This is a genomic window from Nioella sp. MMSF_3534, from assembly GCF_030732985.1.
In the GTDB taxonomy this organism is placed as follows: Bacteria; Pseudomonadota; Alphaproteobacteria; order Rhodobacterales; family Rhodobacteraceae; genus Nioella.
The window spans coordinates 67,812-92,072 of sequence record NZ_JASHJX010000009.1 but is presented as its reverse complement, the minus strand read 5'-3'; the positions used below and the strand labels follow the sequence as shown (position 1 = coordinate 92,072).

24 protein-coding genes and 1 tRNA gene are annotated in these 24,261 nt (G+C 63.8%); 14 read left to right on the top strand and 11 right to left on the bottom strand.

Going from position 1 to position 24,261, the window contains the following annotated elements; translation table 11 throughout:
* Window positions 1-9: 9 nt before the first annotated feature.
* From RBB16_RS05915 to RBB16_RS05905, 3 genes are all read left to right on the top strand, one after another.
* Complete coding sequence (locus RBB16_RS05915; protein WP_306045279.1) at window positions 10-561, top strand: peroxidase; 552 nt, start codon at window positions 10-12, stop codon at window positions 559-561.
* A gap of 72 nt (window positions 562-633) precedes the next feature.
* A complete protein-coding gene (locus RBB16_RS05910) occupies window positions 634-2,019 on the top strand; it encodes a DUF2235 domain-containing protein (protein ID WP_306045278.1) in 1,386 nt (461 codons plus the stop codon).
* Window positions 2,020-2,057: 38 nt separating this feature from the next.
* Window positions 2,058-2,131 (top strand) — tRNA-Gly (locus RBB16_RS05905).
* 37 nt (window positions 2,132-2,168) lie between these two features.
* On the opposite strand, the gene pgi is transcribed toward RBB16_RS05905, so the two are convergent.
* The 3 genes from pgi to zwf are packed head-to-tail and all read right to left on the bottom strand — an operon-like array spanning window position 2,169 to window position 5,951.
* Window positions 2,169-3,782: a glucose-6-phosphate isomerase gene (gene pgi / locus RBB16_RS05900; RefSeq protein ID WP_306045277.1), complete on the bottom strand. Its 1,614-nt coding sequence runs from the start codon at window positions 3,780-3,782 to the stop codon at window positions 2,169-2,171.
* A 46-nt stretch (window positions 3,783-3,828) separates the two neighbouring features.
* Window positions 3,829-4,500, bottom strand: a complete 672-nt coding sequence (pgl, locus tag RBB16_RS05895; RefSeq protein ID WP_306045276.1) for a 6-phosphogluconolactonase — start codon at window positions 4,498-4,500, stop codon at window positions 3,829-3,831.
* On the bottom strand, window positions 4,497-5,951 hold the full coding sequence (zwf, locus tag RBB16_RS05890) for a glucose-6-phosphate dehydrogenase (protein ID WP_306045275.1): 1,455 nt from the start codon (window positions 5,949-5,951) through the stop codon (window positions 4,497-4,499). Before zwf ends, pgl begins: the two co-directional genes overlap by 4 nt.
* Window positions 5,952-6,157: 206 nt before the next feature.
* On the opposite strand from zwf, the gene RBB16_RS05885 reads away from it, so the two are divergent.
* A complete protein-coding gene (locus RBB16_RS05885) occupies window positions 6,158-7,099 on the top strand; it encodes a radical SAM protein (protein ID WP_306045274.1) in 942 nt (313 codons plus the stop codon).
* Window positions 7,100-7,219: 120 nt separating this feature from the next.
* On the opposite strand, the gene speB is transcribed toward RBB16_RS05885, so the two are convergent.
* The 5 genes from speB to RBB16_RS05860 form a co-directional block, all read right to left on the bottom strand.
* A complete protein-coding gene (gene speB, locus RBB16_RS05880) occupies window positions 7,220-8,167 on the bottom strand; it encodes an agmatinase (protein ID WP_306045273.1) in 948 nt (315 codons plus the stop codon).
* 30 nt (window positions 8,168-8,197) lie between these two features.
* On the bottom strand, window positions 8,198-9,412 hold the full coding sequence (locus RBB16_RS05875) for a reductive dehalogenase domain-containing protein (protein ID WP_306045272.1): 1,215 nt from the start codon (window positions 9,410-9,412) through the stop codon (window positions 8,198-8,200).
* Window positions 9,413-9,421: 9 nt separating this feature from the next.
* On the bottom strand, window positions 9,422-10,012 hold the full coding sequence (locus RBB16_RS05870) for an HNH endonuclease (protein WP_306045271.1): 591 nt from the start codon (window positions 10,010-10,012) through the stop codon (window positions 9,422-9,424).
* A gap of 360 nt (window positions 10,013-10,372) precedes the next feature.
* The gene (locus tag RBB16_RS05865; protein ID WP_306045270.1) at window positions 10,373-11,056 is read right to left on the bottom strand and encodes an alpha/beta hydrolase; all 684 of its coding nucleotides are present in this window, start codon (window positions 11,054-11,056) and stop codon (window positions 10,373-10,375) included.
* Entirely contained in the window at window positions 11,053-11,682 is a 630-nt protein-coding gene (locus tag RBB16_RS05860) for a DNA-3-methyladenine glycosylase 2 family protein (RefSeq protein ID WP_306045269.1), read from the bottom strand. Before RBB16_RS05860 ends, RBB16_RS05865 begins: the two co-directional genes overlap by 4 nt.
* Before the next feature lie 84 nt (window positions 11,683-11,766).
* Between RBB16_RS05860 and RBB16_RS05855 the strand changes: the two genes are divergently transcribed.
* Window positions 11,767-12,741: an arginase family protein gene (locus RBB16_RS05855; RefSeq protein WP_306045268.1), complete on the top strand. Its 975-nt coding sequence runs from the start codon at window positions 11,767-11,769 to the stop codon at window positions 12,739-12,741.
* An 89-nt stretch (window positions 12,742-12,830) separates the two neighbouring features.
* Complete coding sequence (locus RBB16_RS05850) at window positions 12,831-14,051, top strand: MFS transporter (RefSeq protein ID WP_306045267.1); 1,221 nt, start codon at window positions 12,831-12,833, stop codon at window positions 14,049-14,051.
* Between the two features lie 108 nt (window positions 14,052-14,159).
* Here the strand turns inward: RBB16_RS05850 and RBB16_RS05845 are convergent, their stop codons facing one another.
* Window positions 14,160-15,299, bottom strand: a complete 1,140-nt coding sequence (locus tag RBB16_RS05845; RefSeq protein ID WP_306045266.1) for a DUF6456 domain-containing protein — start codon at window positions 15,297-15,299, stop codon at window positions 14,160-14,162.
* 213 nt (window positions 15,300-15,512) lie between these two features.
* On the opposite strand from RBB16_RS05845, the gene RBB16_RS05840 reads away from it, so the two are divergent.
* The gene (locus RBB16_RS05840) at window positions 15,513-15,764 is read left to right on the top strand and encodes a DUF6477 family protein (RefSeq protein ID WP_306045265.1); all 252 of its coding nucleotides are present in this window, start codon (window positions 15,513-15,515) and stop codon (window positions 15,762-15,764) included.
* 10 nt (window positions 15,765-15,774) lie between these two features.
* Here the strand turns inward: RBB16_RS05840 and RBB16_RS05835 are convergent, their stop codons facing one another.
* Window positions 15,775-17,322 carry a trimethylamine methyltransferase family protein gene (locus RBB16_RS05835; RefSeq protein WP_306045264.1) on the bottom strand — a complete coding sequence of 516 codons (1,548 nt, stop codon included), beginning with the start codon at window positions 17,320-17,322 and terminating at the stop codon, window positions 15,775-15,777.
* Window positions 17,323-17,499: 177 nt separating this feature from the next.
* On the opposite strand from RBB16_RS05835, the gene RBB16_RS05830 reads away from it, so the two are divergent.
* The 3 genes from RBB16_RS05830 to guaA are packed head-to-tail and all read left to right on the top strand — an operon-like array spanning window position 17,500 to window position 19,895.
* The gene (locus tag RBB16_RS05830; RefSeq protein ID WP_306045263.1) at window positions 17,500-17,670 is read left to right on the top strand and encodes a hypothetical protein; all 171 of its coding nucleotides are present in this window, start codon (window positions 17,500-17,502) and stop codon (window positions 17,668-17,670) included.
* 52 nt (window positions 17,671-17,722) lie between these two features.
* Window positions 17,723-18,265, top strand: a complete 543-nt coding sequence (locus RBB16_RS05825; RefSeq protein ID WP_306045262.1) for an NUDIX hydrolase — start codon at window positions 17,723-17,725, stop codon at window positions 18,263-18,265.
* 58 nt (window positions 18,266-18,323) lie between these two features.
* Window positions 18,324-19,895 carry a glutamine-hydrolyzing GMP synthase gene (gene guaA, locus RBB16_RS05820; RefSeq protein ID WP_306045261.1) on the top strand — a complete coding sequence of 524 codons (1,572 nt, stop codon included), beginning with the start codon at window positions 18,324-18,326 and terminating at the stop codon, window positions 19,893-19,895.
* 214 nt (window positions 19,896-20,109) lie between these two features.
* On the opposite strand, the gene msrB is transcribed toward guaA, so the two are convergent.
* Window positions 20,110-20,550, bottom strand: a complete 441-nt coding sequence (gene msrB / locus RBB16_RS05815) for a peptide-methionine (R)-S-oxide reductase MsrB (protein ID WP_306045260.1) — start codon at window positions 20,548-20,550, stop codon at window positions 20,110-20,112.
* A 164-nt stretch (window positions 20,551-20,714) separates the two neighbouring features.
* Between msrB and RBB16_RS05810 the strand changes: the two genes are divergently transcribed.
* From RBB16_RS05810 to RBB16_RS05795, 4 genes are all read left to right on the top strand, one after another.
* On the top strand, window positions 20,715-20,996 hold the full coding sequence (locus RBB16_RS05810) for a putative quinol monooxygenase (RefSeq protein WP_071690394.1): 282 nt from the start codon (window positions 20,715-20,717) through the stop codon (window positions 20,994-20,996).
* 141 nt (window positions 20,997-21,137) lie between these two features.
* Window positions 21,138-21,968 carry a DMT family transporter gene (locus RBB16_RS05805; protein WP_306045289.1) on the top strand — a complete coding sequence of 277 codons (831 nt, stop codon included), beginning with the start codon at window positions 21,138-21,140 and terminating at the stop codon, window positions 21,966-21,968.
* Window positions 21,969-22,131: 163 nt separating this feature from the next.
* Window positions 22,132-23,244, top strand: a complete 1,113-nt coding sequence (locus RBB16_RS05800) for an OmpP1/FadL family transporter (protein ID WP_306045259.1) — start codon at window positions 22,132-22,134, stop codon at window positions 23,242-23,244.
* A gap of 107 nt (window positions 23,245-23,351) precedes the next feature.
* A complete protein-coding gene (locus RBB16_RS05795; protein WP_306045258.1) occupies window positions 23,352-24,254 on the top strand; it encodes a DMT family transporter in 903 nt (300 codons plus the stop codon).
* The last annotated feature ends 7 nt before the right edge of the window (window positions 24,255-24,261 follow it).

Here is a 24,261-nt window from a genome sequence, read left to right as displayed (position 1 = left end):
AGCCCGCCCATGCCGCTTTTCCCCAGCCTTCCCAGTCCGGCCCGTCTGGGTGACCTGCTGACCCGCCATTCGGCCCATGCGGGGCCGCTCTTGATGCATGTGGATGGCGTCATGAAAGCGGGCGCGCCCTTGTCACACGCGGAATGCGAGTTGATCGCGGCCTATGTCTCGGGCCTCAACGCCTGCGCCTTCTGCCATGGCTCGCACCAGATCTATGCCGAGGCGCTCGGCGTTGAGCCGGGCCTCATCGACGCGCTGCTGGACGATCCCGACACCGCACCTGTTGATCAGAAGCTGCGCCCTCTGCTGGCCTATGTGGCCAAGCTGAACAGCCTGCCAAGCCGCCTGACGCCCGCTGATGTGGCGGCTGTGACGGATGCGGGCTGGTCCGAAGAGGCGCTTTATCATGCGGTGCAGGTCTGTGCGTTGTTCAACCTGTTCAACCGGCTGGTGGAAGGTGCCGGAGTGGATTTCGCCTACGCAGAGGCCGACGCCCTGACACCGGCCGACCGCAGCGCCGACTACAGGGGCTTTGCCGAACGGCTCGGGATGCTGGACTAGGGTTATCCCGACTTGCAAATGTTCGGGGTCTCGTCACACTGAGCGCATGTTCCAGTTACGAGGCCCGACGTCATGAAAGCCCGCAAGATTGTTATCTGCTTTGACGGGACCGGCAATGAAGTCGGTGACTATCAGACGAACATCATCAAGCTTTACAATGCGTTACGGGATGATGACGATCAAATCACCCATTACGTGCCAGGCGTGGGCACCTTTGACGAACCGCGCCTGTTCGATTGGAAATGGCGGCAGAAGGCGCGGTCCGTGGCGGGGCTCGCCTTCGGTCTGGGGCTGGAGGATGACGTGCTCGACGCCTATCGCTTCCTCTGCCGGACCTACAAAAGCACCGCGCAGAAGAACAGGGACTGGAGCTATGAACAGGGCCTGAAAAAGCAGCTTGGGGTGCCCGGCAAGGCAACCCGCCCCGAGGCGCAGAAGGACCATATCTACATATTCGGCTTTTCCCGTGGCGCTTATGCCGCGCGGATTCTGGCGGGGTTCATCCATAATTTCGGACTGATCGAGCCCGACAAGCTGCATCTGGTGACCGGCGCATTCCGCGCCTATCGCGCCGTGACCGACCATGACCGCGACCAGCCCCATTCCGTCACCTTCCGCCAGTTGCGCCGCTACGAGGACACGCTGAAACCCGATCAAAGCGTGCCCATTCGGGCGCTCTGCCTCTTCGACACGGTCAGTTCCATGGTGGGCTTCGAACGGCCCCTGCACTCGCTGGTGACGAATTACAGCCCCATGGAGCTGCGGGTGCACGCAAATGTGCTGTCCAACCCGTCCGTCCGCATCGTGCTGCATGCGCTGGCGGTGGATGAACGCCGCTCGATGTTCCGCCCGCTGCTGTGGGACCAGCAGGAGCCCTATTTCGGCAACCGCTTCCGCCATGAGAGCATGAAGCGCCGGCAATATGTGCGCCAACGGTGGTTTCCCGGCTATCACTCCGACATCGGCGGCAGCCCACGCGAACGGGAATCCGGCATCGGTAAACTGACGCTACTGTGGATGCTGGATGAACTGGAACGGCAGGAGATCGCCGCCGACCGCGAAGACCGCAACGCGGACCCCCCCGATCCCGACCGCAGCCTGCCCCTGCCCCCGCCGGGGCTGAAGCTGAACCCCAAGCGGCGCAAGGTCCATTTCGAAGGCGCCAGCCGCAAGGCCCGGTCGCTCGACGGCACGCCCTATGCGCGCCCCGACGCCATGGCAGAGATCCATGACAGCATGTCCGTCTGGTGGTCTCCGCTGGAAATCCTGCCCAAATCCATCAAGCGCCGCCGCTGGCCGGGCCGCCTGCCCGTGCTGTGGAAATGGTATCTGCCGCTGGAAGAACCGCGCTTCATCCCCGAGGATCACGAGATCGACGGAAGCGTCACAGACCGCATGGCGCGCTGGCCCTTCTACCGCCCGCAAAATCTGCGGGCGAAATGGCCCGACGGGCCTTGACTGTCCCCCGGCCCCGGATTACCTCCACCCTCCAGAGCGCGGGTATGGTGAAATGGTATCATGCGAGCTTCCCAAGCTTAAGGTGCGGGTTCGATTCCCGCTACCCGCTCCAAAAAAGCGCCCCAAACTGGGGCGCTTTTTTGTTGGGATCAGCTTAGACCGTGCGCCTGTGCGTAGGCCACCAGCCCGAGCGTCGAGCCGTCCTTGCCTGCCCCGTCGGACGCGCCCGTCAGCACCGGGTCCAGCGCCTTGGCGAGTTCCTTGCCCAGTTCCACGCCCCATTGGTCATAGCTGTTGATGCCGAGGATCACGCCCTCCACGAACACGCGATGTTCATAAAGCGCGATGATCTGGCCCAGAACGAAGGGGGTGAGTTTCGGATAGATCAGCGTCGTGGAGGGTCGATTGCCGGGGAAAACCCGGTGGCGAGCCTGACGGTCCAGTTCCGCGCCGGTCAGCCCCTTGGCGGCCATGATCTCGGTGGCTTCCTCCAGCGACCTGCCCCGCATCAGCGCCTCGGATTGCGCGAGGCAATTGGCGACCAGCAGGCGGTGGTGATGGGCCAGATCGGGCTCATGCCCCTCTGCCGCCACGATAAATTCGCACGGTACCACGCGGGTGCCTTGATGGATCAGCTGGTAGAATGCATGCTGACCATTGGTGCCGGGCTCGCCCCAGACAATCGGACCGGAATTCATTTCCAGATCCGCGCCATCCATCGAGACACGCTTGCCGTTTGATTCCATCTCCAGCTGTTGCAGATAGGCGGGCAGCCGCAACAGCCGCTGGTCATAGGGCAGCACGGCGCGGGTGGCGTGGCCCTGCACCTGGTTGTGCCAGATCCCCACGAGCGCCAGCAGCACCGGCAGGTTGTCGGCCAGATCGGCTTGCCGGAAATGGGTGTCCATGGCGTGACCGCCTGACAGGAACTGCCCAAACGCCTCAGGCCCCACGGCCAGCATCATGCCCAGGCCAATCGGCCCCCACATGGAATAACGCCCGCCGACCCAATCCTCGAAGCCGAAAACACGGTCAGGTGCGATGCCGAAATCGGCGGTCAGGTCGGCAGCGGTGGACAGGGCCACGAACTGATCGGCAGGGGTGTCCACCGCCCCCGCCATCCAGTCCCGCGCGGTTTCGGCGTTGGTCATGGTCTCAATGGTGGTGAAGGTCTTGGACGCGACAATGACCAGCGTGCGGGTGGGATCGAGCCCCTTCAGCGTGTCATGGATATGCGCGCCATCGACGTTCGAGACGTAGTGGATACGCGGCCCATCATGGTAAGGGGCAAGCGCCAGCGTGCCCATCACGGGGCCGAGGTCCGAGCCGCCGATGCCGATATTGACTACGTCGGTGTAGGCGCCGCCCTGCCCGGCAATCTCGCCCGACCGAACGGCATCGGCAAAGGCCGCCATCCGCGCGCGGGTGTCCAGCACGCCGGGAATGACGTTCTGCCCATCCACCTCGACCACGCCGCCGGGCGCGCGCAGCGCGGTGTGCAGCACCGCGCGGCCCTCGGTTTCGTTGATCTTCTCACCGGTGAACATCGCTTCGCGCCGGTCCTCGACCTTGGCCTGCCGCGCCAGTTCGATCAGTAGCGACAGCGCGCCCGCGTCGATCGTGGTCTTGGAGAAGTCGAAGAGCATGCCATCCGACGCCCGGCTGTAGGTGTCGAACCGTGCGGGATCGGCGGAGAAGAGATCCGCGATGGTCCGCCCCGACTTGGCCGCGTGATGCGCTTTCAGATCGTCCCAGATGGTCATGGGCGATTTCCTTCCCGACAGTATATCAATAAGTTACAAAGCGTTCTTAAGGCGCCCAATGCACCGTCGCGCCGCTCAGGACAGCCCGCACAGGGGCCTCTTCCATCGACAGGTGTTGCGCCTTTTCCAACGCGGCGCGCTTTTCGTTACCGGTGATCACGATATGGGTCGAGACAGCCGCCTTCAGCACCCGCGCCGACAACGTGACCCGCGCCTCGAGCGCGCCACCGCCGCGCATGGGCACCAGCACCGGCGCATGATCATCGAGCGCATCGGCCAGCCGGTCAGCACCGGGAAAGAGCGAGGCGGTGTGCATATCCGCCCCCATGCCAAGCAACAGCAGGGTGATGGGCAGATGCGGCTCCAGCCCCTTGGCCAATTCGTCCACATAATCCTCGGGCGTGTGGGCGGCGGCATAAAGCGGCACAAAACTCGCCCGCCGCGCCTTCGAGATCAGAAGCCGCTCCATGATCAGCTTGGTGTTCGAACGCGGATTGTCCGAAGGCACCCAGCGTTCATCAGACAGGAACACCGTCACCCGGTCCCAATCCAGCGCCTGTTCGCTCAGCACGTCGAAAACCGGCCCCGGCGTGCTGCCGCCAGGAACGCAGAAGCTGACCCGGTCATCGCGGCGAAGATGGTCGGCCAGTTCGCTGGCCAGCGTATCGGCGAGGTCCAGCATCATCATGTCGCTGTCGGGGTACTCGATCAGGTTCATGCGGAAATCTCCCTCCATCGGCGGCCATCGCGGTAGAGCAGGATAAGCGCATCCTCCGGCCCTGCCGATCCGGCGTCATAGGGCAAGGGTACATCTTCGCGGCCCGTCCATCCAGCGATGATCGGGTCGGTCCAGGCCCAGGCGGCTTCGACCTCGTCGCCGCGCATGAACAGCGTCTGATTGCCCCGGATCACATCCATGATCAGCCGTTCATAGGCGTCGGGCACATCGGCGGCTTCCGGCCCAAGCGCCTCGGCAAAGGTCATGTCCATGGGCACCTCGACCAGCCGCATCCCGCCCGGCCCCGGTTCCTTGATGGTCATGCGCAGGTCGATGCCTTCATCGGGTTGCAGCCGGATGGTCAGGATGTTGCTGCGCGGATCGGCGGCTTCGGTGAAGATATTGTGGGGCGGTTCCTTGAAATGCACCACGATCTCGGACATGCGCGCGGTCATGCGCTTGCCGGTGCGCAGGTAGAAGGGCGTGCCGTTCCAGCGCCAGTTGGAGATATGGACCTTCATGGCGACGAAGCTTTCGGTCAGGCTGTCGCCGTTTTCCGCGTCGTCGCGGTAGCTGGCCCCGTCCCGGCCCGCCTTGTACTGGCCGCGCACGATGTCATCGGGTTTGACCGGATCAAGCGCGCGGATCACCTTGAGTTTCTCATCCCGCACTGCATTGGGTTCGAAATGCGCGGGCGGTTCCATCGCCGTCAGGCACAAAAGCTGCATCAGGTGGTTTTGCACCATATCCCGCATCGCGCCCGATTTGTCGTAATAGGCCCCACGCCCGCCGACACCCACGGTTTCGGCCACGGTGATCTGCACATGGTCCACATATTGCGCGTTCCAGAGCGGCTCAAAAAGCATATTGGCAAAGCGCACCGCCATCAGGTTCTGCACGGTTTCCTTGCCCAGATAATGGTCGATCCGGTAAATCTGCGCCTCGTCGAAATGGGCGGCGAGCGTGGCATTGAGCGCCTTCGCCGTGTCCAGATCACGGCCAAAGGGCTTTTCCACGACGATCCGCGCGTCATCGCGCGCAATGCCGTTTTCCTTTAGCCGCTCGGCAATGGGGCCGAAAAGGCTGGGGGCGACGGAGAAATAAAAGGCCTGTACCACGCCATCACGCATCTGAGCCTTGAGGTCCGACCAGCCGCCGGTGCCCATGGCGTCAATCGGCACATAGGTCAGGCAGTCGAGAAACGCCTCGATGGTTTCGGGCACCCGCTTGCGCTCGGATACGAATTCCTCGATCGCCTCCCGCACGAAGGCCCGCCAGGCATCGCTGTCCTGATCGGTCCGGGCGGCACCGATGATGCGGGCACCTGCCGGCATCTGTTCGGCCCAGAAGCGGCGATAGAGCCCCGGCAGGATCTTGCGCCGGGCCAGATCGCCCGTGCCGCCGAAGATCACCAGATCGAATTCCTCCACCGGAATGACGCGCGCAACCATGGAAACCATCCTTCAGGCTTGGGGCGGCAGCCGGGCCGCCCCGGAAAATGTTAGCGCTATCAGGCGCTGTCATGCAGGCTCTACACCGATAATTCTTTCACGTCCAGCCTTTCACGGAAAGATCACAATGGTGTTGATATGCGCCCGAGTGGTTTTCTTTTTCCCCCGAACGCCTTAGCCCTTGAACCAAGACAAGGGCCGAGATCATGAAAGACACCTTACATCCGCAGAAATTCCAGGACCCGGCCACGACCGCCAATGGCGAAACGCGCGCAAGGGTCGCGCTCAGCGACCCGCAAACGCTGTGGTTCAACACCGGAACGCTGTGCAATATCACCTGCGCGAATTGCTACATCCTGTCGAGCCCGACCAATGATGCGCTGGTCTATATCAGCCGGGCCGAGGTCGAGGCGTATCTCGATCAATTGGAGGCCCGGAACTGGGGCGTGCGCGAGATCGGGTTCACGGGCGGCGAGCCCTTCATGAACCCCGAGATGATCGGCATGGCCGAGGCGGCGCTGATGCGCGGCTATGAGGTGCTGATCCTGACCAATGCGATGCTGCCGATGATGCGCGGCCGGGTGCGCGAAGGGCTGGCGCGGTTGAATACGGCCTATCCCGGCAAGCTGACGCTGCGGGTGTCGCTCGACCACTGGTCGAAAGCGCTGCACGATGAGGAACGCGGTGCGGGCAGCTTTGACAAGACGCTGCAAGGCATGGACTGGCTGCGTGATCGGGACATCGCCATGGCCGTCGCCGCCCGAACGGTCTGGGGCGAAAGCGAGGAAAGCGCACGGGCGCAGTTTGCGGAGCTGTTCGCGAACCGGGCCTATGCGATTGACGCGAACGACCCCGGCGCGCTGGTGCTGTTTCCCGAAATGGATGAAAGCGTCGATGTGCCCGAGATCACCACCGGATGCTGGGACATCCTCGGCAAATCGCCTGACAGCGTCATGTGTGCGTCCTCGCGCATGGTGGTGAAACGCAAGGGCGCGGCGCGGCCGGTGGTGCTGGCCTGCACGCTGCTGGCCTATGACGAGGCGTTCGAGATGGGCGAGACGCTGGAGGAGGCAGAGCGGGAGGTGGCCCTGAACCACCCCCATTGCGCGAAGTTCTGCGTGTTGGGCGGGGCAAGCTGTTCTGCCTGAGGGATTTCGCCGCCTTACAGCGCCGACCCGCCGGGGGGCGCTGCCCCCCGGACCCCCCGAGGTATTTTTGCCAAGATGAAAGCACAAGCGCAGAGCTGCGCCGATGCGCAGGGCTGTCTGTCAGACCATCACGCAGAGCAGTTCGAACATGATGGACGCACCGAGATAGGCGGTGTTGCCAGCCTGATCGAAGGGAGGTGAGACCTCCACGAGATCGGCGCCGACGATGTTGACGCCCTGCAATTCCCGCACCACCTGCAGCGCCTGATAGCTGTTGGGCCCGCCCACCTCTGGCGTGCCGGTGCCGGGGGCGAAGGCGGGGTCGACGAAGTCGATATCGTAGCTGACATAAGTGTCGCCGGTGCCCGCGATCTCGCGTGCTTCTGCCATCACGTCCTCGACGCCGCGGGCGTGAAATTCGCCGATCGGAATGACGCGGATGCCGACGCTGTCGGCGAAATCCCGGTCCTCGCTGTCATAGGCCGTGCCGCGAATGCCGATCATGACCACGCGCTTGGGGTCGAGCAGCCCCTCCTCCACCGCGCGGCGGAAGGGGGTACCATGGGTATACATGCGCCCGTCGAAATAGCTGTGGAAGAGATCGGTGTGGCTGTCGAAATGGATCATGCCAAGGGGGCCGTCCTTGGCCATGGCGCGCAGGATCGGAAGGGTGGACAGGTGATCGCCGCCTGCGGTCAGGGGCTTGATTCCATGGGATTTAACCTTGTCATAGAAGGCGGTAATGCGGGTCAGGCTGTCCATCAGATCGGCGGGGTTGGGGCCGACATCGCCCAGGTCGGCGCAGTTCCTTGCCTCGAAGGGGCGCACACCCGTCGCGTCATTCTGGGCGCGGATCATGGTGGACATGTCGCGCAGCTGCCGGGGGCCGTGACGGGGGCCGGGGCGGTTGGTCGTCCCTGCGTCCCAGGGCACGCCGACAAGGCCGATCTCCACCTCGCCGATCCGGGCATGGTCCAGCCCGACATGCGGCAGACGCATGAAGCTGGGGATGCCGGCAAAACGCGGCAGCTCGAAGCCCGAGATGGGGGTGAAGAACGGATCGGCCATGGGTGACTCCCTTGTCTGTTTGGCGCGAGGCTAGCGGGGATTTGCCCACCAGTCACGCGGCTTTAGGCGCGGCCGAACACCTTGTCGATTCTGCCAGCGACGGGCCAGCCGGACACCCGCCTGCCCTGCCCCGCCAAGGGCCAGCCAGCGCCAGAGCCGGTCTTGCCAAGTGCCGCGCCGATTGAACGGGCAGACGCGCATGCAGATGGCGCAGTCGGATTTCAGTTTCGCCCAGTAGCCGAAGCAGGCCTCGCAATTGGCGGACCATTTGCGCACGCCCCTTTGAGTGGACGGGCTGCCTGCCGCCTTTTCTTCCCCGAAATCGGGGGCCCCGAAAGGCAGCGCCTTGGGCGGGCAGCTCTCGGCGCATTGGGTGCAGCCGTGGCAATAATCTGCCAGCCCCAGCTTGCGCGGGGCATCCACGGCCAGCGGCATATCGGTGAAGATCTTGGAAAACCGCACGCGCGGGCCAAATTCCGGCGTCAGCACCATCTGGTTGCGCCCGTATTCGCCAAGCCCGGCCTTCACCGCGTAGGGAATGACCAGCGCCGTGTCATTCATGCTGGCCACCGCCTGAAACCCCAGATTGCGGATATAGGCGGCGAGCTGCATGACGATCGCAGCCTCGTGGGAGTATTCCAAACCGGTTGCCGCGCCCGCCAGCGCGCTTGGATAGGTCTCCACCAGGTCGAAATCCATCGCATGGGCCATGACGATCACATGGGTCAGGCCGTCGGGCAGGTCATTGGAAACCGGTGTCATGTCGCGCGTGTCGGGGCGGTCGGAATAATGCCAGCGCAGGTCCATATGGGTGATGCCCACCAGATCGGCACCAAAGAGCCGCGCGATGCGTTTGATGTCCTGCGCCTCCTCCTCCGCTGTGCCAAGCTCGGCCTTATCAGCAGCCACTGGCGTGTCATTGCGCAGCGGGGCCTGGAAGCCCTCGCGCTCCCCCTCGCCTGCGTGCCGGTCCGAGACCATGTCGGAGACGCGCCAGGCGGCGTTGCGAAGGGCGAAATCGCGGGTCTGGAAGCCTTCGCCCCGGCGCGGCGCGGCCTCCATCCGGTAGGAGGCGAAGAAGCCGTCGCTATGCTTGTTGCGCACGCTGTCATCCCAGAAGGCACGAGTGAACATGTCGTTCATCTGGGAAAACCGGGTATAGTCCGGCGTCACCTCAAACCCCGCCGCGCGGTCGCTTTCCAGCAGATGCGGGGGCGTGTCGTCTCGATTCCTGGGCCAGTTCATGGGCGCAGCTTACGCGTCCAGCTCTGCATCCCAATAGAGGAAATCGAGCCAGCTGTCGTGCAAGTGACCGGGCGGGAACTTGCGGCCCATATTGCGCAGCTCCTCCGCGCCCGGCTGACGAGGCGGTTTACGCAAGGAAAGACCCGAACGGCGCAGGCTTTTGGACCCCTTGCGCAGGTTGCAGGGCGAACAGGCGGCGACCACGTTTTCCCAGGACGTGATGCCGCCACTGGCGCGCGGCACCACGTGGTCGAAGGTCAGATCGCCCTTGCTGCCACAATACTGGCAGGAAAACTCGTCGCGCAGGAAGAGGTTGAACCGGGTGAAGGCCACGCGTTTTTGCGGCTTCACATAGTCGCGCAGGACCACCACGGAGGGAATGCGGATCCTGGTCGTGGGGGAATGCACGAAGGCATCGTATTCGGCCACGATATCGACCCGATCGAGACAGACCGCCTTGATCGCGTCCTGCCAGGGCCAGAGAGAGAGGGGGTAGTAGGAGAGTGGCCGGTAGTCCGCATTCAGGACCAATGCCGGATGCTGGCTGAGCCTTCCCGGCTCTCTTACGAATTCCGTTCTGAAACTGCCGTCGCCATCCATGAGTGACTCCGCCCTCGCCCTGTCTGCCCGTTTTCGGCATCAGAACGGGAGCACCCGCTCCAGCCATGTAACCACTATATCTGCCAAAATCCGGCTGGCAAGCGCCACATTTTGGGTTGCGCGCTTTTGTGATAGGTCAGGCAGATGACGGGGATATGACAGGTATCCACAGGTTTTGCGGTTTCGCCGCCTGCGGCGTCGACCGGGGAGCGGCCCTTCTCAACCCCCGGCTGACGCCGGAGGCCTCAAAGTGCCGCGTTGCCACGGGATCGTGGCGGGGGCTGTCTGCCGAGTCCAGCGCCTATCGGCGTGGACAGGTTGGACGCCTCCGGCGGGAGTATTTGGGCCAAGAAGAAGGGGTCAGTCCTCTTCCGGGGCGTCCTCGATCTCCAACACCTGACGGATAAAGGCCAGCGCCACGGACAGCCCGTCGGGCGCGATCCCATGGGCGGTGCCGCGCATGATATGGGCGTAGACGTCGATACCCGCCGCCTGCAGCGCCTCGGCGGCCTGGGGCAGGCTTTGCGGTGGCACCACGTCATCCTGATCGCCATGGATGAGCAGGACCGGCGGGCGGGAGACAATCTCGTCGGCCAGAAGCTCCGGCTCCAGCAGGCGGCCAGAAAAGCCGACGACGCCCGCGAAGGGGGGCTCGCGGCGGGGGGCGACGTGGAGGCTCATCATCGTGCCTTGAGAAAAGCCCACCAGAACGGTGCGATCTGCGGCAATGCCCTCGGACTCCATGATCTGATCGAGGAAGGCGTTGAGATCATCCACAGCGCGGGCCATGCCCTCGGCTGCGGCTTCTTCGGAGGAGCCGTCGATCCACGGGATCGGGAACCACTGGAAGCCCATCGGGTTCATGGCGGAACGTTCGGGCGCATCGGGGGCCACGAAAACCGTGTTGGGCAGATGCGGGGCCAGCGGGTCGGCAAGGCCCAGGAGGTCGTTTCCGTCTGCCCCATAGCCATGCAGGAAGATCACCAGGCTGTCGGCCTGGCCGGAGGCCGCGGGGCGTTTGCCGAATTCGAGCGTGCGAGTCATCTGATCCCTTCCCTGTCCTTTGCCACGTGGTAGTAGGCCCAAAGCGCGCGGGCGGCAACCGCGCGCCAGGGGGACCAGGCCTCGGCCATCTGTCTGAGCGGTTTTTCCTTCGGCCGGTCCGGCAGGTCGAAGAGGATGCGGGCGGCCTCCTGCAAGGCCAGATCGGCAGGGGCGAAGACATCGGCGCGGCCAAGCGAGAACATCGCATAGACCTCTGCCGTCCAGCGCCCGATTCCGGGAACCTCGGTAAGGGCCGCGATCACGTCTTCATCCGGGGCCTGTCGGAGCGCGGGAAAGTCGATGCCCGCTTGGGCCAGCGCTTTCGCGTAACGGATCTTCTGACGGGACAGGCCAACAGCACGCAGGTCGTCCTCGCTGGCCTGCGCGACCCGTTGCGGATCGGTCAGGCGCGCATCCTGCATCCGCCCCCAGATGGCGCTCGCCGAGGCAACCGAGACCTGCTGGCTGACGATGGCGGACAGCAACTCCGCGAACCCGTCCTTGCGGCGGCGCAGGGGCAGCGGGCCGGTCAGCTCCAGCACATGGGCAAAGCGCGGCTCGGCCTGTGCCAGCCATGCGGCCCCTTCGGCCACGCAATCGGGGGTTTCGATGATCCGTCCAACCATGGGCGCAGCCTTTCAGGTCGGAAATGCTTTGCCAAGCCGCCAAAGCCGCGCCACCCTGCCCGCAAGCAACAGCGGAGACGACGGATGGCCGAAGAACACGACGCCAGCATGATGAACAATCTCTATTGGTGGGGCATTCCCACCTTCTTTCGCGCGCCGAACGACAGCCCGGAAGGGGCGGATATCGCCCTTGTCGGCGTGCCGCATTCGACAGGCAATGGCACCACGGAACGCGACCAGCACCTGGGCCCGCGCGCGGTGCGCAACATGTCGGCGGTGCAGCGGCGCGTGCATGGGGGCTTTGGCATTGACCCCTGGACTCGAAAGGTCGTGGATGTGGGCGACGTGCCCTTCCCCCGCGCCAATGACAACGAACACTGCATCCAGCAAATCACGGATTTCTATGCGAAAATAGACGCAAGCGGCGCACGGCCCGTGTCCATCGGCGGCGATCACTCGATCACTGGCGGGATCGTGCAGGCGCTTGGAAACGGCAAGATCGCGGGAGGAGAGCCGATCAGCTTCCTGCATCTCGATGCCCATACGGACGTGTTCACCAAGGTCGATCATTTCCTGGGCGCGGAAAAATCGGCGGCCCATTGGGGGGCCTATCTGGCCGATCAGGGCAAGGTCGATCCGACCCGGTCGATGCAGATCGGGTTGCGCGGCCACCCGCGCACGCTCGACTGGCTGCAGCCCTCCTATGATTACGGCTACAACGTGGTGACCATGGCGGATTACCGGCGCAGGGGCGCGGCGGATGTGATCGCCGAGGCGAAAGAGGTGCTGGCGGGACGGCCCGTCTACATCACCTTCGATCTCGACTGTCTCGACCCGAGCGTTGCGCCTGCCGTGTCCAATATCGAACCCGGCGTGAAGGGCTTCGACATCGACGAGGCGGTGGCGTTGATCCATGCCGCGCGGGGGCTCAATATCGTTGGCGGCGACGTGGTCTGCATGATGCCCACCAAGGACAGTCCCAACAATATCACGGCGATGGTCGGTGGGGCGATCATGTTCGAGATGATCTCGATGATCGCGGAAAACGTGCCGGTCTGACCTGCGTGCTTTTTCAGATGAGTTAACAGGGCAAGTATTTTGCCCTGCCCCTCTTCCCTTTGGCGGAAAACGGGTCTAGCGATTTCGCCATGGTTGACACAGTTCACTCCCCCTCCGACGACCGGCGCGCCTGGCGCAATGTGATCGTCCTTGTGGCCGCGCAGGCGATTCTGGGCAGCCAGATGCCGATGATGTTCGTCGTGGGCGGGCTGGCCGGGCAGATGCTGGCCCCGAACCCCTGCCTTGCGACGCTGCCCATTTCGCTGATTGTCTTCGGCTCGATGACCACCGCACCGTGGCTGTCCAATGCCATGCAGCGCTTTGGCCGCAAGACCGGGTTTTCCATCGGCACGATCGGCGGCGCGGCGGGGGCGACGGTGTCGGCCTACGGGCTGTATGTGGACAGTTTCATCATCTTCCTGATCGGGTCCTATCTGGCCGGTATCTACATGTCGGCGCAGGGATTTTATCGCTTCGCGGCCTCTGACACCGCATCAGACAGCTTCCGCCCCAAGGCGATTTCCTATGTCATGGCGGGCGGGCTGGCCTCGGCCATCATCGGGCCGCAGCTGGTGAAGCTGACCAATGACGCGACGGTGATTCCCTTCATGGGCATTTACCTGACGATCATCGCGCTGAACCTCGTTGGCATGCTGCTCTTTGTCTTCCTCGACATCCCGAAACCGCCGATGCGGGCCGAGGGCGACCCGGCCGGGCGGACACGGGGCGAGCTGTTGCGCGACCCCAAGATCGTCGTGGCGATCATCTGTGCAATGGTGTCCTACGCGCTGATGAACCTGGTGATGACCTCCACCCCGCTGGCCGTCGTGGGCTGCGGGTACGAGCAGGACACCGCCGCCGATATCGTGTCGGCCCACGTGCTGGCGATGTTCGTTCCCTCCTTCTTCACCGGCCACCTTATCGCGCGTTTCGGCACCACCAATATCGTGGCGCTTGGTCTCTTCATCCTGGCCGGTGCGGGCGGTGTGGCGCTGATGGGGGTGGAGCTGGAGAACTTCTATGTCGCGCTGATCCTACTGGGTGTTGGCTGGAATTTCGGCTTCATCGGCGCGACGGCGATGCTGCAAAACGCCCATGCGCCGGAAGAACGGGGCCGGGTGCAGGGGCTGAATGACGCGATTGTCTTTGGCTGCGTGACCATCGCCTCGCTGGCCTCGGGCGGGTTGATGAACTGCGCGGGCGGGTCTGTCACGGCGGGCTGGACCTCGGTCAACCTTGCGATGATCCCCTTCCTGGCGCTTGCGGGCGGTGCGCTGATCTGGCTGGCGCTGCGTCCGAAAGACGCCTGATCCGGCAAAGGGGCCGCCCGATCCGGGAAGACCGGGCGGCAAGGTGGCGGAGGAAGTCAGGGAGAGGTTTCGGAAACGGCCCCCGCGCCTATCGTTTCCAAAATAGCATCAATCGAGCGAGGCGGGTACAAACCCGTAGACCTCGTTGTAGTACTTCAGCAGCCGCTGCAACCCGATCTTCAGCACGATCTTGCCAGACCGCGCTGACCAGCCGAGCCGCTTTTCCGCCGATTCCAGTCCCTCAAGGAAGCAGCAGACCCGCATCACCACATCGGCCAGCCCCGGCCCCATGTCATCAACGGCCCGTGTCACCCGGTCACGCGCCGCGCGCGGTCCTTCGCCAATGCCACCGTCAGAGAAGCCCGAACCGCGATCGCCGCCGGTCAGGAACCGGTCCCAGTTCTGGGCGACGCGCGGCCCCATCTGGGCGCGTTCGAAATCCTCGCGCAGTTTTTCACCCGCTTGCACCAGATCCATGGTCAGGAAGGGTTTGCCATCCGGCCCCTTGCGCCGCGCCAGCATGGCCAGAGGCGATTCTGCCAGGTTAATCCGCATCTTGCGGATCGTTCCATCATCCTGCTTTACCGGCTTTTCGCCCCAGGTCTGATGCTGCGCAAGGAAGGGCGTGGCGGCTTCCGCCATTTCCATGGGCGCGCGACGGCGCTTTCGGTCTTCTTCGATCAGCCGCTTCAGCGCCGACTTTCCCGCCTCGGTGATCGAATAGATGCTGACCCGGCCCTGTTTGGCGGTCTGGATCCAATCCTTCAGCGCGAAGGCATGGGCAACCTTGCGGTCAAGAACGGCGGTGCGGGTCTGGCTGCCATCGCTGCCTTTGCGCAGGACAATCGCCTTGTCCATGTCCTGCGCCAGCACCAGCGTGGCCTCTTTTTCACACAGCCTGCGCAGGATGCGGCGGGCTTCCCGGTTGACGGTGGTGTCGTCGGAAACCAGGGGTGGCCTCAGGGGTGCTGTCATTGGGAGATGCTCCTCAAACTGGTTAATTGTTTCTGAACTGGAAACACAGCAAGCCTGAAGCGCGGTCAGCGCTTCATCGACCAGCGGGTCTTCGCGCCGCGCCTCGACCGCGCGCACGCGGCGGCCGATCGTGGACGGGTGGCATCCTTTCCGGCGCGCGATGTCCCGCAAGGATGCGCCGCGCCCCACGTGATCGAGGTAATTGCGCGCGTTTTCGGGCAGCCAGCCGGGGTAGACGGCCTGTCCTGAACTGTTTGTCACATCACCTGTCATCGTGGGCCTCCGGGCACCAATGCTGTGGATAAGCCCCGCAAGCCTTTGGGAGTATTGATTACTGTTTGGTTAAAATCACCGCAATTTGACCCTAATTGTTTCCAAATCGTAAACAAATGCAGAACACCGCGCGGGGGTGACGGAGACAACGCAACACCCTGCCCTCTCGGGTCATGCTGAGGGCGACTCACCCGACCAAGTCAGGAGCCCAACATGACCGACATGCCCCAAGACCTTTCCACCCTGACCCGCCCGCGACTTCTGGTTCAGGCGGCCAGCATCGGCGCCAGATCGTTACTGCGCAGCGGTCGCGCACTGCCCCGCGCCGGTCTGGCGCGGCTTCTGTCGGAGGAGTCGGAGATGAACCGCAAACGCAAGAACGGCGAGGCCGATTACTCACCCCGCCGCCATGTGGATCTGCTGATCGCCGTGATGCTGGTGGCCCAGACCGCGCAGGCGATCTAGGCCGACAAGCTCAGTAGGATGCGTCCGGCATCTCTTCCTTGCGCTTGGCCACGAAGGCGCGCAATGCCTCGTCGATGGACGGGTCCAGCGCCGGTTGCTGATAGTCCGCCAGCAGCTTGCGCACCCGCGCATTGGCCAGCGCCATCGTGTCCCGGCTGCCTTCATCGGCCCAGGTTTCGAACGGCTTGTAGTCCAGCAGGTCCGAGCGCCAGAAACTGGTCTTGAAATTGGCTTGGGTATGGGCGCAACCGAGGTAATGACCGCCCGGTCCCACCTCGCGGATCGCATCCATCGCCTGGGCGTTTTCGTCGATGCTGACGCCGCGGGCGAAATGATGCAGCGCGCCAAGCTGGTCGGCATCCATCACGAATTTCTCGAAGCTGGACACAAGGCCCCCTTCCAGCCAGCCGCAGGAATGCAGCATGAAGTTCACACCCGCGAGAAGCCCCATGTTCAGCGAATTCGCGGTTTCGTAGCCAGCCTGCGCATCGGGCAGTTTCGAGCCGTTGAACGACCCGGCAGAGCGGAAGGGCAGCCCCAGACGCCGCGCCAGCTGGCCCGCGCCCATGGTGATATGCGACGCCTCGGGCGTGCCGAAAGTGGGCGCGCCGGAATTCATGTCGATCGAGGTCACGAAGGCCCCGAAAATGACCGGCGCACCGGGGCGGATCAACTGGCTATAGGCCACACCTGCCAGCACCTCGGCCAGAACCTGCGTCAGCGTCCCGGCAATCGACACCGGCGCCATGGCCCCACCAACGATGAAGGGCGAGATAATCGCGGCCTGATTGTGGGCGGCGTAATGTTCCAGCGCGCCCATCATGATGGAATCGAAGGTCAGCGGCGAGTTGATGTTGATGAGCGAGGTCATCACCGTGTTGTCCTGGACGAACTGATCGCCGAACAGGATCTTCGACATCTCGATGGAATCGACGGCGCGCGAGGGTTCCGTGACCGACCCCATATAGGGTTTGTCCGACAGCGACATATGGGCATAGAGCATGTCCAGGTGACGCTTGTTCACCGGAATATCGGTCGGTTCGCAGACGGTGCCCCCGGAATGGTGCAGCCACTTGGACATGTAGCCCAGTTTCACGAAGTCCTGGAAATCCTGCATCGTCGCATAGCGCCGACCACCGTTCATGTCCTGCACGAAGGGCGGGCCATAGACAGGGGCAAGCACCAGATTGCGGCCGCCGATCTCGACATTGCGCTCGGGGTTGCGGGCGTGCTGCGTGAACTGCGAGGGCGCGGTAGAGCACAGCTTGCGCGCCAGACCCTTTGGCAGGCGGACCCGTTCGCCATCCACTTCGGCCCCGGCCTCGCGCCAGCGCTCCAGCGCGGCGGGGTTCTCGACGAAATTGACGCCGATCTCCTCCAGCACCGTTTCGGCATTGGCCTCGATGATCTCCAGTGCCTCTTCGGTCAGCACCTCGAAATTCGGGATGTTGCGCTCGATATATTTGGCGGTCTCGATGCTGACGGCACTGCGTTCGGCGCGGCGGGCGGCCCCGCCACCACCACGTCCCCGGCGTCGGGCGGTTGCTGCATCACTCATCGCGTCATGTCCTCTCAAAGGGGGAAGTTTCCGATGTGATACAAAGCGGCGCGCCGGAACCGCGTGTGATTTGCGGCGATTGCGGGGAAAAAGCGACATGCGGGCCGCGCGTCTGCGCCATATCAAGGCGCGAGGCGCGGTTTCTGGGCAGACTCCCTGTCCAGAGGAGGTGCTGCCATGAATTGGAAGAGTCGCAAAACACCCTTGATGGGCCTCATCGGCGGGCTTGGCGTGGTCGCCTTTCTGGTGGGTGTGCCGGGCGGGTTCTATTCCCTGACCACGGCCATCGTTCTGGCCTTGGCCATCTGGATCATCGGGGCCACCCTGATCAACGTGCTGATCCCCTGACCCTTGCCGGGCGCGTGCGGGGCCTGTAGCCCTTGGGGCAAGGAGACCGCCCATGCCCCATGATCACGCCTGTCACGATCCCGCCTGCGGCTGCGGCCATGACCATGGTGCAGACCCGCTCGGCCCCCGCCCGCCGGTGGCTGAATCTCCACGCCCTTGGCGACCTGTGGCGGGCGTGCGCACCTTGGCCATCGGCATCTTCGAACGCGACGGGCAGATCCTCTGCGCCCCGGTCCACAGCGATGACGGAACCATCAAGGGCTGGCGCCCGCTTGGCGGGGCCATCGAATTCGGCGAGCGGGCGGCGGAGGCTCTGGCAAGGGAAATCCAGGAGGAAACGGCGCAGGAGATCGCCGATATCCGCCCGCTCGGCGTGCTGGAGAACCTCTTTGAACACGAGGGCGCGGCGGGACATGAAATCGTCTTCGTCCTTGCTGCCCGCTTTGCCAATGACACGCTCTACGAGGCCGACCAACTGGCCTTCCGCGAGGGCGACGGCCCCGAGATGACCGCCAAATGGGTGTCGCTGGACAAGGCCCGCGCGGGCCGGATGCAGCTCTTCCCCGACGGTCTGGCCGATCTTCTGGCCGAATAACCCGCTTTGGCGTCAATCCCGCTTGCACAAAACCCCGCCCGCGCCTATTGGCTGGCCCATGACCAGCACCTCTCATGACCGCCTTCTGATCATCGACTTCGGCAGCCAGGTGACGCAGCTGATTGCGCGCCGCCTGCGAGAGCTGAATGTCTATTGCGAAATCCACCCCTACCAGAACGTGACCGACGCGTTCCTGGCCGACTTCGCCCCCAAGGCCATCATCTTTTCCGGCGGCCCCGACAGCGTGATGCGCGAAGGCAGCCCGCGCCCGCCGCAATCGGCCTATACGCTCGGCGTGCCGATCCTGGGCATCTGCTATGGCCAGCAGGTGATGATGCATGATCTGGGCGGCCGGGTTGAGGCGGGCGAACATGCCACCGCCGAATTTGGCCGCGCCTATGTCACGCCTTCTGACGCGCATGTCGATCTGCTGTCGGGCTGGTTCATGGATGGATCGGGCAAGGAACAGGTCTGGATGAGCCATGGTGACCATGTGGCCGAGATTGCCCCCGGCTTCGCGGTCTACGGCACCTCGCCCGGCGCGCCCTTTGCCATCACCGCCGACACCGCCCGCCATTTCTACGCGGTGCAGTTCCACCCCGAGGTGCACCACACCCCGAATGGCGCGACGCTTTATGAAAATTTCGTGCGGCTTGCCGGGTTCAGCGGCGACTGGACCATGGGGGCCTATCGCGAAGAGATGATCGCCAAGATCCGCGAACAGGTGGGCGACAAAAAGGTCATCTGTGCGCTCTCCGGTGGCGTCGACAGTTCCGTGACCGGCATCCTGCTGCACGAGGCCATCGGCGACCAGCTGACCTGCGTTTTCGTGGATCACGGTCTGTTGCGTCTGAACGAGGCTGAACAGGTCGTTGCGATGTTCCGCGACAACTACAACCTCAACCTCATCCATGCCGATGAGAGTGAGCTCTTCCTGGGCGCGCTGGAGGGCGTCTCCGACCCTGAAACCAAGCGCAAGACCATCGGCAGGCTCTTCATCGACGTGTTCCAGAAATACGCCGACCAGATCGAGGGGGCGGAGTTCCTGGCACAAGGCACGCTCTACCCCGATGTCATTGAATCGGTTTCGTTTTCCGGCGGGCCTTCGGTGACCATCAAGTCCCACCATAATGTGGGCGGCCTGCCCGAGAAGATGGGCCTGAAACTGGTCGAACCGCTGCGCGAGCTATTCAAGGACGAGGTCCGCGCGCTTGGCCACGAACTGGGCCTGCCCGCCAGCTTCATCGGCCGCCACCCCTTCCCCGGTCCGGGCCTCGCCATCCGCTGCCCCGGCGAAATCACCCGCGACAAGCTGGAGATCCTGCGCAAGGCCGATGCGGTCTATATCGACCAGATCCGCAAACACGGGCTTTACGATGAGATCTGGCAAGCCTTCGCCGCGATCCTGCCGATGCGCACCGTGGGCGTGATGGGCGACGGGCGCACCTATGACTATGCGCTTGCCCTGCGCGCGGTGACCTCGGTCGACGGGATGACGGCGGATTACTACCCGTTCAGCCACGATTTCCTGTCGGAAACCTCGACCCGGATCATCAACGAGGTGAAGGGCGTGAACCGCGTCTTTTACGACTGCACCTCGAAACCGCCCGGCACGATCGAGCTGGAATAACGCCCGTTAAGGTTAACGCGCGCCCCCCCTTTCATCTTGGCCCAAATACCTCCGCCGGAGGCATCCCGCCTGCGCCGCACGCCCTTACCTCAGGCCCAACACGCCACCCTACCCGATGTCCCGTGGCAACGCGGACCGACGAGGCCCCCGCGAAAGCGGGGGTTGAGGAGGGCCGCTCCCGGATCGACGCCGGAGGCGGCGAAACCCGTGGCGCTCAGCCCTCTATCTGGTCCAGGTAGGCGCCGTACCCCTCGGCCTCCATGTCCCCTTTGGGAACAAAGCGCAACGAGGCGGAGTTGATGCAATAGCGCAAGCCCCCCATCTCGCGCGGGCCATCGGGGAAGACATGCCCCAGATGGCTGTCCCCATGGGCCGAGCGCACCTCGGTGCGGATCATCCCATGGGTCGTGTCGCGCAGTTCCATCACATGCGCCGCCTCGACCGGCTTGGCAAAGGACGGCCATCCGCAACCGGAATTGAACTTCTGCGAGGACGCGAACAGCGGCTCACCCGAGACCACGTCCACATAGAGACCCGGTTCGAAATGCTGGTCATATTCTCCCGAAAACGGTCGCTCCGTGCCGTTTTCCTGTGTGACGCGGTATTGTTCCGGGGTCAGGCGGGCAAGGGCGTCGTCGGTCTTGGCGTAGCTCATGGGGCGGTCCCTCCGTTTCAGTCGTGCAGCGCAGGATATGGGGCTGACAGGGCCATTTGCCCAGACCCGCCATGATCACGAGACCGAGGGGCATTTGCAACAATTCCTCTGGCCCATCCGGTTCGCCGGGGCTACCAGCTTCTCGACAACACAGGAGATCGCGGATGACCGTCACCCTAAAGGGCCATATCGACGTGCCGGCGGACCGGCTGGAGCAGATCCGCGCCGGGCTTATCGAACATATCCGACTGACCCGCGCGGAACCCGGCTGCCTCAGCTTCGACGTGACCGAAGATCCCGCCATCCCCGGCCGTTTCAATGTCGCCGAAGCATTCACCGATTCCGATGCCTTCCGCGCCCACCAGGCCCGCGCGCAAGCCTCTGACTGGGCCACGATCAGCGCAGGTATCCCCCGGGACTACAGCGTCACCGGCCTGACTGACTGAGCCCCCCCTCTTGCCAAGCGCGCGGGGCTGGTGTCTGGTCGCCGCATCGCCCCGTTTGGGGCAGTTTCTGACAGGATCGCCCCGTTGACCGCCATTCGAACCGAGATCGAACCCGCGCAGGCGGGGCTGGCCGCGCTCTGGATGATCGGAGCCATCGTGTCTTTCTCGGCCATGGCGGTGGCGGGGCGGGCGCTGTCCAGCGATCTCGATACATTCGAGATGATGACCTACCGCTCGCTCATCGGCGTGGTGATCGTTATCCTGATGGCCACGCTGCGCGGCAAACTGGGCGAGGTCACAACCCGCGATCTCCCGCGTCACGCCGTGCGCAATATCGCCCATTTCGCGGGGCAGAACCTGTGGCTGGCGTCCCTGACGCTGATCCCGCTGGCGCAGGTCTTTGCGCTTGAATTCACCAGCCCGCTCTGGGTGATCCTGCTGGCCCCGTTCCTGCTTGGGGAACGGTTCACGCTCAAGAAATTCGGCGTCGTGCTGTGCGGCTTCATCGGCATTCTGATCGTCGCGCAACCGGGCACCACGCCGCTGTCGCTCGGCACGATCACCGCCGCCAGCGCCGCTGTCTGCTTTGCCCTGACCGCCATCTTCACCAAGCAGTTGACACGCCAGCACAGCGTCACCTGCATCCTGTTCTACCTGACCACGATGCAGCTGATGTTCGGGCTGGTCTGCGCCGGGTTCGACGGCGACATCGCCCTGCCTACAGCCGACGGTCTGCCCTGGATCATCGTCATCGGATTGGGCGGTCTGACGGCGCATTTCTGCATCACCACGGCCATGACCCTGGCACCCGCCACGGTCGTCCTGCCGATAGATTTCGCCCGCCTGCCAGTCATCGCCATCATCGGCATGGTGCTGTATGACGAACCGCTGACATGGCCGGTGTTCCTCGGCGCGGCACTGATCTTCGGGGCCAATTACGTCAACGTCGCGACAGAGTCCCGACGGACCTGACCTAAGGTCAGCTGTAGCAAATCCGTCACAACCGCCCCACCAAATTTGTCCACAGCCCCCCGTATCGGCCCCTTACGTCAGGGAAGAATTGACCCTGAACACCAGTTTTGGCGAAGTATCCTCAGTACAAGGGATGACCGTAATCGGTCTTGGAGGGACAACCATGAAAAAGATCACTCTCGCAGGAGCGGCCCTTCTGGCAAGCACCGCAATCGCCACCGCAGGTGGCATCGAGCGCACCGGTTTCACCACCGGTATTCTGTTTGAAGAAGGCACCTATGTCGAACTGAGCTATGGCTCCATTTCGCCATCGGTAACCGGCAATGTGACCGGCGTTCCCGCGGTTGCCTCGGGCGACATCAGCCCGACCTACAATTCGGTCACGCTTGGCTTTCATCATGACATCACCGATGCGCTGTCCTTCTCGCTTGTGGTCGACGAGCCCGTGGGCGCGGATGTGGCCTATCCCACCGGCACCGGCTATCCTTTCGCAGGTTCCTATGCAGAACTGTCCTCGCGCCAGATCACCGCAGCCCTGCGCTATGAGCTGAACGAGAATTTCTCGGTCTATGGTGGTATCCGCGGCGTTCAGGTTGAGGGCGATGTCTATGTCTCGACACCGCTCTTCGCCTATGCGCTGAGCGCCGATACGGATCTCGAATTCGGCTACATGGTCGGCGCGGCTTATGAGCGCCCCGATATCGCCATGCGCGTTGCGCTGACCTATTTCAGCGAAGTCGACCTGAGCCTGTCCGGTGTGGAATCCCCCGCGCCCGCAGGCACACCGGAAGCTGCCATTCTGGCCGTGGCTCCCGCGACGTCATTCAACAACACCCTGCCCCAGTCGATCCTGCTGGAAGCGCAGTCCGGGATTGCGGCCAACACACTGCTGTTCGGCTCGATCCGCTGGACCAACTGGGACGGCTACGCAATCATGCCCAATGCCTACCCGGCCGGCAGCCTCGTGGATTATGATGAGGACGTCTGGACCTACACCCTCGGCATCGCGCGTCGCCTGAACGAAAACTGGGCCGTGTCCGCCACGCTCGGCTATGAGGCCGAACAGGACGGGTTCTCGGGCAACCTCGGTCCGACCGATGGCTTCACCTCGATCGGCCTTGGCGCGGAATACACCCAGGGTAACATGTCGATCGCAGCCGGTGTCCGCTATGTCATGATCGGCGATGCGAACACGCAGCTCAGCGCTGTGACCACCTCGGACTTCTACGATAACGACGTCGTGGCCTTCGGTCTGCGGGTTGGCTTCAACTTCTGAGCCTTCCCCAACACGTCACAAGATCAACCCCGGGCCGCCGCGTCCGGGGTTTTTCTTTGCGCAGGTTTCGGGTCGTTTGGCCAAAGGCAACGCGCTAAGCAAATCCCATGACAACCGACCGCATTCCCGCCCGAGCCTGGGCTGACCTGTTGCTCCTCAGCCTGATCTGGGGTGCCTCCTTTCTCTCGATCCGCGTGGCGCTGGATGAAATCGGGGTGTTTACCCTCGTGGCGCATCGGGTGGTCTGGGCCTGCGTGATCCTATGGGGATATGTGGCGCTGCGGCGCATGGCGTTGCCGCGAGACCTGCGCGTTTGGGGCGCTTTCCTGGTCATGGGGCTGCTGAACAACGTCATCCCCTTTTCACTGATGGCCTGGGGGCAGTTGCATATCGAGACCGGGCTGACCTCGATCTTCAACGCCGCCACTGCCGTCTTCGCCGTGCCCGTCGCCGCTGCCTGTTTTGCGGATGAACGGATGACCCCGCGCCGGGTGATCGGCGTTTCCGTGGCCTTCGCCGGGGTCGCCGTCGCCATCGGCCTCGACGCGCTGCGCAGCTTCGACATCCGATCGCTGGCGCAACTGGCCGTTCTGGCGGGAACGCTGTCCTACGCGTTCGCCTCGGCATGGGCGCGGGCGCGGCTCTCTCACCTTAGGCCACAGGTCGCCGCCGCCGGCATGCTGACCGGATCGAGCCTGATCATGCTGCCCCTTGCGCTGTGGCTGGAAGGGACGCCCACCCTGCCCGTCCACCCGCAATCCTTTGCCGCCATTGGCTATTTCGCGGTGATCGGCACGGCGCTGGCCTATCTGCTCTACTACCGGATCGTGCAGGCGGCGGGCAGCGCCAATGCGATGCTGGTGACGCTGATGATCCCGCCCGTGGCCATTGGCCTTGGCGCATTGGTGCTTGGCGAACGGCTGGCGCCCACGGCTTTCGCGGGCTTCGCGCTGCTGGCGCTCGGTCTTCTCATTCTCGACGGGCGGCTGTGGCGGGCGCTAAAGCGCTGAAATTCCG